This is a genomic window from Microbacterium sp. CCNWLW134 (assembly GCF_037083565.1).
Lineage (GTDB): Bacteria > Actinomycetota > Actinomycetes > Actinomycetales > Microbacteriaceae > Microbacterium.
The window spans coordinates 1,428,022-1,439,445 of the sequence record NZ_JBAOJU010000001.1; the positions used below are offsets into that span (position 1 = coordinate 1,428,022).

11 protein-coding genes and 1 tRNA gene are annotated in these 11,424 nt (G+C 68.9%); 3 read left to right on the forward strand and 9 right to left on the reverse strand.

The window, feature by feature from the left end:
• The first annotated feature begins 47 nt into the window (after positions 1 to 47).
• Positions 48 to 425 carry a VOC family protein gene (locus V6S02_RS06770; RefSeq protein WP_124293302.1) on the forward strand — a complete coding sequence of 126 codons (378 nt, stop codon included), beginning with the start codon at positions 48 to 50 and terminating at the stop codon, positions 423 to 425.
• Positions 426 to 478: 53 nt separating this feature from the next.
• On the opposite strand, the gene V6S02_RS06775 is transcribed toward V6S02_RS06770, so the two are convergent.
• From V6S02_RS06775 to dusB, 5 genes are all read right to left on the reverse strand, one after another.
• Positions 479 to 551, reverse strand: a tRNA-Asn gene (locus V6S02_RS06775).
• Between the two features lie 83 nt (positions 552 to 634).
• Positions 635 to 1,420: an ATP-binding cassette domain-containing protein gene (locus V6S02_RS06780; RefSeq protein ID WP_336400299.1), complete on the reverse strand. Its 786-nt coding sequence runs from the start codon at positions 1,418 to 1,420 to the stop codon at positions 635 to 637.
• A 43-nt stretch (positions 1,421 to 1,463) separates the two neighbouring features.
• A complete protein-coding gene (dnaG, locus tag V6S02_RS06785) occupies positions 1,464 to 3,377 on the reverse strand; it encodes a DNA primase (RefSeq protein WP_336400300.1) in 1,914 nt (637 codons plus the stop codon).
• A complete protein-coding gene (locus tag V6S02_RS06790) occupies positions 3,377 to 4,699 on the reverse strand; it encodes a deoxyguanosinetriphosphate triphosphohydrolase (RefSeq protein ID WP_336400793.1) in 1,323 nt (440 codons plus the stop codon). The genes dnaG and V6S02_RS06790 overlap by 1 nt, the downstream gene beginning before the upstream one ends.
• An 82-nt stretch (positions 4,700 to 4,781) precedes the next feature.
• Positions 4,782 to 5,948, reverse strand: a complete 1,167-nt coding sequence (gene dusB / locus V6S02_RS06795) for a tRNA dihydrouridine synthase DusB (protein WP_336400301.1) — start codon at positions 5,946 to 5,948, stop codon at positions 4,782 to 4,784.
• Between the two features lie 57 nt (positions 5,949 to 6,005).
• On the opposite strand from dusB, the gene V6S02_RS06800 reads away from it, so the two are divergent.
• Positions 6,006 to 6,512 (forward strand): glutathione peroxidase, encoded by a 507-nt coding sequence (locus V6S02_RS06800; RefSeq protein WP_336400302.1) that lies wholly within the window; start codon positions 6,006 to 6,008, stop codon positions 6,510 to 6,512.
• Between the two features lie 21 nt (positions 6,513 to 6,533).
• On the opposite strand, the gene V6S02_RS06805 is transcribed toward V6S02_RS06800, so the two are convergent.
• The 3 genes from V6S02_RS06805 to recO are packed head-to-tail and all read right to left on the reverse strand — an operon-like array spanning position 6,534 to position 8,811.
• A complete protein-coding gene (locus tag V6S02_RS06805) occupies positions 6,534 to 7,229 on the reverse strand; it encodes a DsbA family oxidoreductase (protein WP_336400303.1) in 696 nt (231 codons plus the stop codon).
• A gap of 29 nt (positions 7,230 to 7,258) precedes the next feature.
• Positions 7,259 to 8,086: an isoprenyl transferase gene (locus V6S02_RS06810; RefSeq protein WP_124293307.1), complete on the reverse strand. Its 828-nt coding sequence runs from the start codon at positions 8,084 to 8,086 to the stop codon at positions 7,259 to 7,261.
• On the reverse strand, positions 8,083 to 8,811 hold the full coding sequence (gene recO, locus V6S02_RS06815; protein WP_124293308.1) for a DNA repair protein RecO: 729 nt from the start codon (positions 8,809 to 8,811) through the stop codon (positions 8,083 to 8,085). Before recO ends, V6S02_RS06810 begins: the two co-directional genes overlap by 4 nt.
• A 36-nt stretch (positions 8,812 to 8,847) precedes the next feature.
• On the opposite strand from recO, the gene V6S02_RS06820 reads away from it, so the two are divergent.
• Positions 8,848 to 9,534, forward strand: coding sequence for a trimeric intracellular cation channel family protein (locus V6S02_RS06820; protein ID WP_124293309.1), 687 nt, complete (start codon positions 8,848 to 8,850; stop codon positions 9,532 to 9,534).
• Positions 9,535 to 9,541: 7 nt separating this feature from the next.
• Here the strand turns inward: V6S02_RS06820 and leuA are convergent, their stop codons facing one another.
• Positions 9,542 to 11,302: a 2-isopropylmalate synthase gene (gene leuA / locus V6S02_RS06825; RefSeq protein ID WP_336400304.1), complete on the reverse strand. Its 1,761-nt coding sequence runs from the start codon at positions 11,300 to 11,302 to the stop codon at positions 9,542 to 9,544.
• Positions 11,303 to 11,424 lie beyond the last annotated feature (122 nt).

Below are 11,424 nucleotides of genomic sequence, written 5' to 3' on the forward strand. Positions count from 1 at the left end.
GAGTACCGTCGCGCACGAGGGCAAGAGAGAAGGAAGGTGAGGGCACCATGTTCGAAGACGCGCATGGCGTGGCAGTCATCGCCGCGTCGGACCTGGCTCGCGCGCGTGGGTTCTACGAGGGCGTGCTCGGTCTGACCCCGGTGACCGATCCGTCGGAGGAGGAGGTGTTCTATCGACTCGGGCAGACGCAGGTGCTCCTGTATCGCACGGGCTTCGCGGGCACCGCGAAGAACACCGTCTTCGCCATCGAGACACCACACCTGGACAGGGATATGGCCTCGCTCCGCGAACGCGGGGTGACGTTCGAGGAATATGACTTCCCCGGCCTGACCACGGTCGACGGTGTGGCCGATCTGGCGACGGAGCGGGCGGCCTGGTTCACGGACACCGAGGGGAATGTCCTCGCGCTGAGCGAGAGGAAGTGATCCGCCGCGTACACGAAGAAACGGCCCGGGGGTGGAGCCCCGGGCCGTTTGCGCTCCCCCACTTGGACTCGAACCAAGAACCTATCGGTTAACAGCCGATTGCTCTGCCAATTGAGCTATGGAGGAATGTCCCCTCGCCGCAGCGCGGGCAACCCGACCATGCTAGCAAACGTGGAGGGGTCCCCGTGACATCGGTCGGCAGAGGGACATCAGGATGCAGCGCGCCGCCGGTCCTCTGCGCCTCCAGGCGTCCAGAGGAGATCATCGAGGTGCCGGCCGGCGGCGACCGGATGGCCCCCGCGCAGGACGAGCACCTGTGCGTCGAGGTCGCGTGCCACGTCTTCCTCGTTCGTCACGATGACGCTGGCCATGCCGACGTCATCGCGACGCCGCCGGATGGCGTTATGCGCCGCACGTCGCACTTCGACATCCATGTTGGCGAAGGGTTCGTCGGCGAGGAATACCTTCGGCTGGAGCATGAGGGCTCGCGCGAACGCCACGCGCTGGCGCATGCCTGCGCTGAGTTCGTAGGGGTACTTCGCCGCCGCCCCCAGCGGCAGCATCATCTCGTCGAGCAGTGCGGCGACCCGGATCGACAGCGCCCGCTGATTGACACGACGATCGCGGCTGGTCACCGGCTCGGCGATCGTCTCGGACACCGTCAGCCGTGCGGGGAGCTTCGCTCCGGCTCCCTGCGGCAGGAAGCCGGCCACGTAGGTCAGAACCCGATGCTTGCGCCCCGGGCGGCGAACCGAGATGCCCTCGACCAGAGCGTCTCCGCCGACCACACCGAGATCGGCCGGGGCGAACCCCGCGAGCGTCATCAGCAGGCTGGACTTTCCCGCGCCCGTCGGCCCCATCACCGCCAGCGTGCGGGCTCGCGGCAGTTGGAACGACACGCCCTCGACCACCCGGAGGGCGCCGAGACGAGGGTTCCACGCCAGGGACAGATCACGGCTGTGGATCGCGACGTCATCGTCTCGTGGCGGGGCCATAGCCCCATCATGCCTGGTCAGCGAGGCGCCGGCGACCGAACGTTCAGCTTTCGGCCGTGACCACCTGCCGATCGTGGTCGAGTTCACGCAGACGCAGTCGAACCGCGCGGCCCTCCTCGGAATCGGGTGCCACCCGCTGAATGGCACGGAGCAGTTCGCGCTTCTCCTCTTCGATGCCGCGCAGGACGACGCGACGGGCGAGATCGGCCGTGGAGGCGACGGCGGCGTCGTCGGTCAGCGCGGGGAAGGCGCGGGTCAGAAGCTCGGCGGCGAGCGACCGGTACGGCTCGCGCACCTCCGAGACCGCGTCCGCGGCCCACCCCATCCGGTCCAGGTCCGGCACGACCGCGAGGGTCTGACGCACGGCTTCGAGTGCGGGTACCCGGAAGGGCTGCGCCAGGGCACGGGTGCGAAGTGCCGCGTCGATCCGATGCCCGAACTGCAGGAAGCCCGTGAGGGCGTCGCGCTCGAGGGCGGCGTCCGCTGTGCGAGGCAACGTCGCCACGCTCGGACGGACCTGATGGTCCTCCCCCGCCGGAGGGTGGTCTTCGACAGGCCGTCCGCCGCGCCCACCCGCGCGGTCCGCATCGCCGTCGCGCGGGTTCTTGTTTCGGGGCTCAGCGGCGTGATCGCGTGCGGCGCCACGCGCCGCACGTTCGACGGCGGCGGAGACCTCCCCGAGGTCGAGCCCGAGCCGACGGGCGAGGACGCGGGTGTAGCCCGGACGGAGGGCCGGGTCGCGGATCTCCGCCACGATCGGCGCCGCGGCTCCGAGCGCGCCTGCACGCCCCTCCACGGATGCGAGGTCGAACCCGGCCAACCGCTGGTCGATCACGAACTCGAACATGGGCGCCTTGTGGTCCATGAGGGCGCGCACCGCGGCATCCCCCTTCGTCATGCGGAGATCGCACGGGTCCAGGCCCTCGGGTGCGACCGCGACGTACGTCTGCGCGGCGAACCGCTTCTCGTCCCCGAAGGCGCGCAGTGCCGCCTTCTGGCCCGCCGCGTCGGGATCGAAGGTGAAGACCACCTCGCCGGCCGCGCTGTCATCGCCCATCACGCGACGCAGCACCGTGATGTGATCGGTTCCGAAGGCGGTGCCGCAGGTGGCCACGGCGGTGGTGACCCCCGCGAGGTGGCAGGCCATCACATCGGTGTAGCCCTCGACCACCACCACGCGGTGATCGCGCGAGATGTCGCGCTTGGCGAGGTCGAGCCCGTAAAGCACCTGCGCCTTGCGGTAGATCGGGGTCTCCGGGGTGTTGAGATACTTCGGTCCGCCATCGTCCTCATACAGCTTCCGGGCTCCGAAGCCGATCACCTGCCCGGTGACGTCGCGGATCGGCCAGACCAGGCGGCCGCGGAACCGGTCGTAGACACCGCGCTGACCCTGCGAGACCAGACCCGCGGTGGTGAGCTCCTCGCGGCTGAATCCCTGGGCGGTCAGGTGGTCCATCAGGTGCGACCACCCCCGGGGCGCGTACCCCACGCCGAAGTGCGCGGCCGCGCCGGCGTCGAATCCGCGCTCTCCGAGGAAGGTGCGTGCCGCGGCGGCGTCCGGAGTGACGAGCTGGGAGCGGAAGTAGTCCCCCGCCGCCGCGTTGGCCGCATAGAGCCGGCTGCGTCCGGTCGTCTCGGGCGCAGCACCGCCGTCCTCGTAGTGGAGCGCGTACCCGATCCGTCCGGCGAGACGTTCGACCGCCTCCGTGAATGACACGTGGTCCATCTTCCGGAGGAACGTGTAGACATCTCCCGACTCGCCGCACCCGAAGCAGTGGTAGAAGCCGACCTGGGGGCGGACGTGGAAGCTCGGGCTGCGCTCGTCATGGAAGGGGCAGAGGCCCTTCAACGACCCGACGCCCGCGGATTTCAGAGCCACACGCTCGCCGATGATGTCACCGATGTTGGTGCGGGCCTTCACTTCCTCCACATCGGCCTGACGGATGCGCCCGGCCATCAGCGCGGCCCCGATTCCGCCGTCGGACGTCTCGAGCCGGGAGCCCAGATTCCGAGCGCGGCGGCGTCGATCTCACCCACGAGGCGCGTGTGCCAGGCGATGGCGAGCTGATCGGTGAGGCTCGCCACCTGATCGACGATGACTCGTCGACGTGCGCTCTCGGTCTCGGCGGAGACGAAGTCCTCTGCGTGCATGGCGTCGAGGTGCGCCGGCTCGTCCCACAGCGCCGTTGCGAGCCGCTTGAGCGCGCGACGCTGCTCTTTGTACAGGGTCTTCCGCCCGTCGATCGAGACCACCGTCGCACCGATGATGCCCTTGAGAACCGCCATCTCCGCCTCGATGACACGCGGCACCACGACGTGGGCACGGTACCGGGTGAGGACAGAGGCGTCGTACGCATCGCGGGTGGCGGTCGTCGCCGCACGGGCGAATCGACCGATGAGATCCGAGGTCAGGTTCTTCAGCCGGGCAAGATCCTGGCGTGTGCCGCGGAACTCGATGATCCATTCCGGAAGACGCATGAGCCGATAGAGCGCATCGGCCAGCTCGTCGCGGGCGAAGTCGAACCCCACCCAGGTCTGGACGGCCGTGAGGAGATGCTCGTGCTCGGCGGGGTCGGCAAGGCGGGCGGGGTCGAGGTACCCGTTGACGACGGCGTCTTCGAAGTCGTGGACCGAGTAGGCGATGTCGTCGGAGAGGTCCATGACCTCGGCCTCGATGCACCGCACCCGCCCCGGGGCGCCCTCGCGCATCCAACGGAAAACCGGCTCGTCATCCGGGTAGACGCCGAACTTCAGCCGACCGCCGGGATCGGGCACCGGATGGTCGGCGGTCCACGGATACTTGCACGTCGCGTCGAGGCTCGCGCGGGTGAGATTCAGTCCGACGCTCCGGCCGGCGGGGTCGAACACTTTCGGTTCGAGTCGCGAGAGGATGCGGAGGGTCTGCGCATTGCCTTCGAAGCCGCCGATGTCGTCGGCCCAGTCGTTGAGCGCGCGCTCTCCGTTGTGACCGAAGGGCGGATGCCCGAGGTCATGGCTGAGGCACGCGGTGTCGACCACATCGGGCGAGAGCCGGAGGGCGGTTGCGAGCTCGCGCCCGACCTGGGCGACCTCGAGCGAGTGCGTCAGTCGGTTGCGTGCGAAATCCGCGGGGCTGGCCGGGCTCAGCACCTGCGTCTTCGCTGCCAGCCGACGCAATGCCGCGGAGTGGAGCACGCGGGCGCGATCCCGTGCGAAGTCATCGCGCTGGGACCGATGGGTCTCGGTGTGGAAGCGCTCGGCGTCACCGTCGTCATAGCCGGTCGGTCGACCGGGTGCCACGCCGAGTCCTGCTCCGCCGTTCCACGCTGCGGAGGAGCCGTGACCGGCCGCGCCCTCGCTCGCCGGGAATGCCGCCACCGGGTCAGCCACCGCTGTGATCGAGTTCGGCCTCGGCGAGGGTGGTGGAGGCGTCGGCTCCGATGTCGCGGGAGTCGAGCCATCCGTCCGGCAGCGCCGGCCGCTTGGGCGTGCCGGCGCGGCCGCGCTGGCCCTCGGCGGGTGCGCCCGGGTACGGGGCGTCGAGGTCGAGGGTGGCGAGGAGTTCGTCGATCTCCGCGAGCGTGGACACCGTCGCCAGCCGAGCCCGGGTGTCGCCCCCCACCGGGTAACCCTTGAAATACCACGCGACGTGCTTGCGGATGTCGCGGCACCCTCGACCCTCGTCGTCGAAGAATTCCACGAGCAGTTCGGCGTGCCGTCGGAAGGCGCGGGCGACGAACGCGAGGGTGGCGTCGACAGGCTCTCCGGCGGCGCTCCCGTCCCTGCCCAGGGCGCGGGCGAGATCGCCGAACAGCCAGGGGCGACCGAGGCACCCGCGGCCGACGACGACCCCGTCGCATCCGGTCTCCGCCATCATGCGCACCGCGTCCTCGGCAGACCAGATGTCGCCGTTCCCGAGAACCGGGATGCTGGTGACGGCCTCCTTCAGCGCCGAGATCGCCGCCCAGTCGGCTGTGCCGGAATAGAACTGCGAGGCCGTCCGCGCGTGGAGGGCGACGGCCGAGATGCCGGCGTCCTCGGCGATCCGGCCTGCGTCGAGGTACGTCAGGTGATCGTCGTCGATGCCCTTGCGCATCTTGACCGTGACCGGGATGTCTCCCCCGGCGCGTGCCGCACGGGTGACGATGTCGCGGAACAGGTCGCGCTTCCAGGGGAGCGCCGCGCCCCCGCCTTTGCGCGTGACCTTCGGCACCGGGCAGCCGAAGTTCAGGTCGATGTGGTCGGCACGGTCCTCTTCGACGAGGAGCCTCACGGCGGCTTCGACCGTGGTGGGGTCGACGCCGTACAACTGGATCGAACGCGGGACCTCGGACTCGTGGTGGGTGATCAGACGCATCGTGGTCGCGTTGCGCTCCACCAGCGCGCGCGAGGTGATCATCTCGCTGACGTAAAGGCCGGCACCGTACTCACGGCAGAGACGGCGGAAGGCGGTGTTGGTGATACCGGCCATGGGCGCGAGCACGACCGGTGCGTCCAGGGTCAGCGGACCGATCCGAAGGGTCGGGGCTGGGGCGACGGCGAGTGACACCTCTGTATTCTCCCATCCTCGCGGCCGGGGTCGCGAAAGCGGATTTAGCCTGGGGATATGACCTCCGAAGCCACCCTCACCGATCTGCGTTCCATCCCGTTCACGACCGCTGACGGCGGCACGGCGACGCTCGGCGATTACGCCGACCAGGTCGTGCTGGTCGTCAACGTCGCCTCCCGCTGCGGCCTGGCACCGCAGTACGAGCAGCTCGAGGAGCTCCAGCGCACGTACGGCGACCGGGGCTTCATCGTGCTCGGCTTCCCCTGCAACCAGTTCATGGGGCAGGAGCCGGGATCGATGGAGGAGATCCTCGAGTACTGCTCCACGACCTGGGGCGTGACCTTTCCGATCCAGGAGAAGGTGAAGGTCAACGGCAACGGTGCGGCGCCGGTGTACAAGGCACTCAAGCGCGCCAAGGACCTCGAGGGCAAGAAGGGGCCGATCATCTGGAACTTCGAGAAGTTCCTCATCACCCCCTCGGGCCAGGTTCACCGCTTCCGGCCGAACGTCAAGCCCGACGACCCCGCCATCATCTCGGTGATCGAGGAGAACCTCCCCCGCTGAGGCCGCGCCGGCGGTCCGCCCTCAGCCGGCGCTCGCGGCGGGTTCGGCCTCGGCTGTCGAGCGGCGCTCCGACCACACCTGACGCAGGATCTGCGCGAAGGCCTCAGGGGGCTGGGCCCCGGAGACGCCGTAGGTGCCGTCGATCACGTAGAACGGCACCCCGGAGATGCCGTACGCCTGCGCCTGCGCCTGATCGCGGCGCACGTCCAGCTCGAATCGATCCGTGGCGACGACCTCGCGGGCCGCGTCGGCGTCGAGACCGGCGTCCGCGGCGAGCCGCACGAGCTCGTCGTCCGCACCGATGTGCCGGCCCTCGGTGAAGTACGCCGACATCAGCCGTTCGACCAGCTCCAGCTGCCGGCCGTTCTCCTTGGCGAAGTGCAGCAGCCGGTGGGCCTTGCCGGTGTTGGCATGGTGGAGGAGATCGTAGCGGTACGCCAGTCCCGATCCCTTGGCGACCTCGGTCACGCGGTCGATCATCTGCTGGGCCTCGTCGCGGCTCACGCCCTTGCGCTCGGCGAGGTAGTCCACCTCGCTGCCGTCGTAGTCCGGCGGAGTGTCGGGGGCGAGCTCGTAGGAGTGGTAGACGATCTCGACCTCGGGAGCATCAGCGTCGGTCCGGGTCTGGGCGAGGCCCGCTTCGAGGTTGCGCTTGCCGATGTAGCACCACGGGCAGGCGATGTCGCTCCATACGTCGAGCCGGAGGGGTTCAGTCATATCGACCACAACCATCCCCGGCAGCCTCGCTATTCCTGCCGATCGTGATCGGCGATGTCGGATGTCGGCTGATCGACCGCCCCGCCGAAGCGGCGGTCGCGGTCGAGATACAGATCGATCGCGCGCCAGAGATCGGCGCGGGAGAAATCCGGCCACAGGGTGTCGAGGAAGACGAACTCGGCGTAGGCCGACTCCCACAGCAGGAAGTTCGAGGTCCGCTGTTCGCCGCTGGAGCGGATGAACAGGTCGACGTCGGGCATGTCGGGCTGGTAGAGGTGGCGGCGGATGACCTTCTCGTTGATCGCCGACGGGCGCATCCGCCCGGCAGCGACCTCGCCGGCGATGGCGCGCATGGCGTCGACCAACTCGATGCGGCCGCCGTAGTTGATGCACATGGTGAGGGTCAGGACGTCATTGCCGGCCGTCAGTCTCTCGGCGAACTGCAGCTCCTTGATCACCGAGGTCCACAGCCGGGGCTTCCGGCCCGCCCAGCGGATCCGCACACCCCACTCGTTGAGCTGGTCGCGCCGCCGGTGCAGCACATCCCGGTTGTACCCCATGAGGAAGCGGACCTCATCAGGCGACCGGGCCCAGTTCTCGGTCGAGAACGCGTAGACGCTCAGGTGCCGCACGCCGGCCTGGATGGCGCCGGCGACGACGTCCAGCAGCACTTCCTCGCCCGCTTTGTGCCCTTCCACCCGGGTGAGGCCCTGACGGTTGGCCCAGCGGCCGTTCCCGTCCATGACGATCGCGACGTGGCGCGGCACGGCGCCCGGGAACGCCGGCGGGTGGACGCCGGTCCAATCGAGCGGACGGTAGGGCACGGCGTCGCGATGCGTGTAGGGCTTCGGGGTCATCGGACCGCCTCCACATGCTGGAGCGAGCGGATCCCGCGTTCGAGGTGCCACTGTGCGTAGGCGGCGATGAGCCCGGACGCCGCACCCGCGGAGTGCGGGGTGGATGCGTCGACGATCTCCCACTCCCCCGCCATGAGTGCGGTGAGCAGTCCGATCGTGGCGGGATCGATGTGCGCGGCACCGGTGGGGGCGCAGGCGGCGCACACGACACCCCCGAGCTGCGCGACGAACTGGTCGTGGGGCGCAGGCGCGCCGCAGCGTGCGCATTCACCCAGGCCCGGTGCCCAGCCGGCGAGGGCCATCGCCCGCAGGAGGTAGGAATCCAGGATGCTGCGCGCGGCGTGATCCCCGCGCGCGAGCGCGCGCAGACCCCCGACCAGCAGCAGGTAATGCGGCGTGGCGGCTTCGGCGTCGTTCAGGCGATCGGCGGCTTCCACCATCGCGTGGGCGGCGGTGTAACGGTCGTAGTGCTGGGAGATCTCGGCGCCGTAGGAGCCGAGAGACTCGGCCTGCTGCACGATGTCGAGGGAGCGGCCGCGGGAGAACTGCACATCGGCGACCATGAAGGGCTCGAGGCGGGCGCCGAGACGGGAAGAGGTGCGACGCACCCCCTTCGCGACCGCGCGGATCTTGCCGCTGCGGCGGCCGAGGGCGGTGACGATGCGGTCCGCCTCCCCCAGCTTGTGGGTGCGCAGGACCACGACCTCGTCGCGATAGGTGGGCACACTCGATTATCGCGTCCGTCGGGCCAGAATGGACGCGTGGACGAGCCGCTCTTCGTGATTCCGCTGTGGGCAGACCTGACCGCGGTCGGGCTCGGCGGCATCCAGGGGGCGCTGTTCGCCTCGGGCTTCCGCGGTCAGCGACGCCTGGACTTCCTCGGTGTGGCCATCATCGGCGTCGTGCTGGGGATGGGGGGCGGGCTCATCCGCGACCTGCTGCTGAACACCACCCCGGTGACCCTCCAGAGCAACTGGTATCTCATCACCGCGACCGTCGCGGCCCTTGTCGGCATGCTGCTGTCGGGCGTCTTCGCACGCCTGAACGCCGTGATCGTCGGTCTGGACGCACTCTCGATGGGACTCTTCGGCGCGTTCGGCACGAGCAAGGCCCTGGCCCTCGGGCTCCCCGTCGTCCCCGCGGTGTTCGTCGGCGTCTGCGCCGCGGTGGGCGGTGGCATCCTCCGCGACATGCTGATGGGCGTGCCGATCGCGATCATGCACGTCGGATCGCTCTACGCGGTCGCCGCAGCGGTCGGGTGTTCCGTGCTCGCCGTGGTGCACGCCTTCGGCGCGTCGCTCGCCGTGGCAGCGATCATCGGGATCGCGGTGACCGCCGTCATCCGGCTCCTCGCCGTGATCTTCGACATCTCCCTGCCTGAACAGCGGGCGCTCTACCGCCGCAAGGTCGCCGTGGAGACCACCGGGATCCCGATCATCAAGCCGTGAGCTCCGCTCACACTCCGGCGAGCACTCCCGCTTGCTCGCGCGTGCGGATCGACCGGTTCACACCCGACACGATCGCCTTCAGCGAAGCGGTCGAGATGTCGCCGTCGATCCCGACGCCCCACAGGCGCTGACCGTCGACCTGCAACTCGATGTAGGCCGCGGCCTGTGCATCACCACCCGAGCTCAAGGCGTGCTCGACGTAGTCGTAGAGGGTCACGTCGAAGCCCTGTGCGCGGATGACCTCGAGGAAGGCCGCAACCGGCCCGTTCCCGTGACCCGAAGCCGCGACGCGCTCCTCGCCGTCGCGCAGCGACACCTCGAGGACCACGTCACCGGACATGTCGCTCTGGGTGCGGGTGCTCAGCAGCTCGAAACGGCCCCAGCGCTCGTTGGGATCGGAGGCGGGCAGGTACTCGTCGGTGAAGATGCGCCAGATCTCATCGCTGGTGATCTCGCCGCCTTCGGCGTCGGTCTTCGCCTGCACGACACCGGAGAACTCGATCTGCAGGCGACGCGGCAGGTCGATGGCGTGGTCGCTCTTGAGCAGGTACGCCACCCCGCCCTTGCCGGACTGGGAGTTGACACGGATGACCGCCTCGTACGACCGGCCGAGATCCTTCGGGTCGATCGGCAGGTACGGCACCGCCCACTCGAGTTCGTCGACCGAGACGCCCTCGGCGGCCGCCCGGGCGTCCATCGCCTCGAAGCCCTTCTTGATCGCGTCCTGGTGGGAGCCGCTGAACGCGGTGAACACCAGGTCTCCGGCCCACGGGCTGCGCTCGTGCACCGGCAGCTGGTTGCAGTACTCGGCGGTGCGCTTGATCTGATCGACGTCGCTGAAGTCGATCATCGGGTCGATGCCCTGGGTCAGCAGGTTGATGCCGAGCGCCACCAGATCGACGTTGCCCGTCCGCTCGCCGTTGCCGAACAGGCATCCCTCGATCCGGTCGGCCCCGGCCATGTACCCGAGTTCGGCAGCGGCGATCGCCGTCCCCCGGTCATTGTGCGGGTGCAGCGACAGGATGATGTTCTCGCGGTGCACCAGGTGCCGACTCATCCACTCGATCGAGTCTGCATAGACGTTCGGCGTGGCCATCTCGACGGTGGCCGGCAGATTGATGATGACCTTGCGCTCGAGCGTCGGCTCGAAGATCTCGATGACCTGATTGCAGACATCCACCGCGAACTCCAGCTCGGTGCCGGTGTAGCTTTCGGGCGAGTACTGGTAGTAGACCTTCGTCTCGGGGATGCGCTTCTCGAACTGGCGACACAGCCGCGCGCCCTCGAGGGCGATGTCGACGATGCCCTGCTTGTCGGTGCGGAACACCACCTCGCGCTGCAGGACGCTCGTGGAGTTGTACAGGTGAACGATCGCCTGCTTCGCGCCGGCGATGGACTCGTAGGTGCGCTCGATCAGGTGCTCACGCGCCTGGGTCAGCACCTGGATCGTGACGTCGTCCGGGATGACGTCCTCTTCGATCAGGTGTCGGACGAAGTCGAAATCGGTCTGGCTGGCCGACGGGAAGCCGACCTCGATCTCTTTGTAGCCCATGCTGACCAGGAGGTCGAACATGATGCGCTTGCGTTCGGGGCTCATCGGGTCGATGAGGGCCTGGTTGCCGTCGCGGAGGTCGACCGCGCACCAGCGCGGTGCCTGCGTGATGCGGGCATCCGGCCACGTACGGTCGGGCAGATCGACGCGGATCTGCTCGTGATACGGCCGATACTTGTGGATCGGCATGCCCGAGGGGCGCTGGGTGTTCTTCATGTCGCTTCTTCTCTTCCACGTCTGAGGGACGGGCCGACGCCGAGCTCCGCGACGAGGGTGGCCCTAGATCGAGGCCTCGCCGCGGCGGCTAAGGAGAAGAAGCAGGCCGGCGCGCATGCGGC

Coding starts and splice junctions, on each gene's coding strand:
- V6S02_RS06770 (WP_124293302.1), top strand. CDS start 48: ATGTTCGAAGACGCGCATGGCGTGGCAGTCATCGCCGCGTCGGACCTG.
- V6S02_RS06780 (WP_336400299.1), bottom strand. CDS start 1,420: ATGGCCCCGCCACGAGACGATGACGTCGCGATCCACAGCCGTGATCTG.
- dnaG (WP_336400300.1), bottom strand. CDS start 3,377: ATGGCCGGGCGCATCCGTCAGGCCGATGTGGAGGAAGTGAAGGCCCGC.
- V6S02_RS06800 (WP_336400302.1), top strand. CDS start 6,006: ATGACCTCCGAAGCCACCCTCACCGATCTGCGTTCCATCCCGTTCACG.
- V6S02_RS06805 (WP_336400303.1), bottom strand. CDS start 7,229: ATGACTGAACCCCTCCGGCTCGACGTATGGAGCGACATCGCCTGCCCG.
- V6S02_RS06810 (WP_124293307.1), bottom strand. CDS start 8,086: ATGACCCCGAAGCCCTACACGCATCGCGACGCCGTGCCCTACCGTCCG.
- leuA (WP_336400304.1), bottom strand. CDS start 11,302: ATGAAGAACACCCAGCGCCCCTCGGGCATGCCGATCCACAAGTATCGG.